Genomic DNA, 1,028 nt, shown 5'->3' with positions numbered 1-1,028 from the left:
CCAAAAAAATTAAATTCAATATTTGGTATCGAACAAGATTTTCACGAATCATTTTTGCAATCAGTTGCATCTATAGAAAGTTTAATAAGTGTATATTTAAGAAATAATAAATTTGATCATGTAAATTTGGCAAAAGAAAGACCATATATACAATTAAATAAATTAGGAGAAAATGAAAAAATATATTTAGATAATTTACCTCGATTAAAACAATTATGTCATTCTCATAAGTGTTTTAGAAAAACTAAAGTTAGAATGGACGATTTGAATTTTGCTTTGAAATATCTAAATAACAATAAAATTACATTTCATTTCAAAGCGTTACCTAGTTTAAGAGAAATAATTATCAATTCTTATAATATAGTGTTTGTATACGAATATTGTTTGACACAAGAATACTTATATAGGAAAGCTTTTTCACAAGGCACAATTGTTGTTAATTTACATGGTTGGAATGATGATAAAAGTATATCTAAAGAGGCTAGAGAGCTTGCTTCTACTATGGAAATAAAATTACTAACTAAAAACGAGTATTTTTCTTATGTTCATAAAATTAAATAATAATAAATTTAAAAAAGAAATGGAATTTTATAAAACTTTTAATAGGATATATGTTTTTGGTTCTTATTTAACGGATAAAAAAAACTCAAATGATATCGATATAGTAATAATTTATAAGTATTATTCAAGTGATTTTAGAAAAGATTTGTATAAATTTAAGAAAAAGCTATCAAATTTAGTGAACTTACCTCTAGATATTACTGCTTTAAGCGAAAAAGAAGAAAAAGACGTTAATTTTATTGATGAATTAAATAATAATTATATAGTGTTAAAATAATATTATATATTAAGTTGGAAAGATTAGAGAACCTAAATACTAAAAAATAACTAGGAAATGAGTTTATCATAGTTCTATATCAATATCGGTTAGTCATGAAAAAAGTATTAAGTAAATTTACTCAGCTGTCAGTATTTTTATACATTCACTTATGAATACCTAGAAATAAAATTATTAGTCATTTCTAATT

General features: G+C 22.2%; 1 protein-coding gene and 1 pseudogene. Both read left to right on the top strand.

What is annotated here, in order from left to right:
• Window positions 1-561 (top strand): annotated as a pseudogene (locus tag PAHA3_RS30675) (HNH endonuclease); the annotation flags it as partial.
• Complete coding sequence (locus tag PAHA3_RS27195) at window positions 542-838, top strand: nucleotidyltransferase domain-containing protein (protein ID WP_062837789.1); 297 nt, start codon at window positions 542-544, stop codon at window positions 836-838. The pseudogene PAHA3_RS30675 and the gene PAHA3_RS27195, both read left to right, overlap by 20 nt.
• The last annotated feature ends 190 nt before the right edge of the window (window positions 839-1,028 follow it).

Origin of the sequence: Paenibacillus amylolyticus (assembly GCF_001570725.1) — a bacterium.
Taxonomy (GTDB): Bacteria; Bacillota; Bacilli; order Paenibacillales; family Paenibacillaceae; genus Paenibacillus; species Paenibacillus amylolyticus_A.
This window is presented reverse-complemented; position numbering and strand designations above follow the sequence as displayed.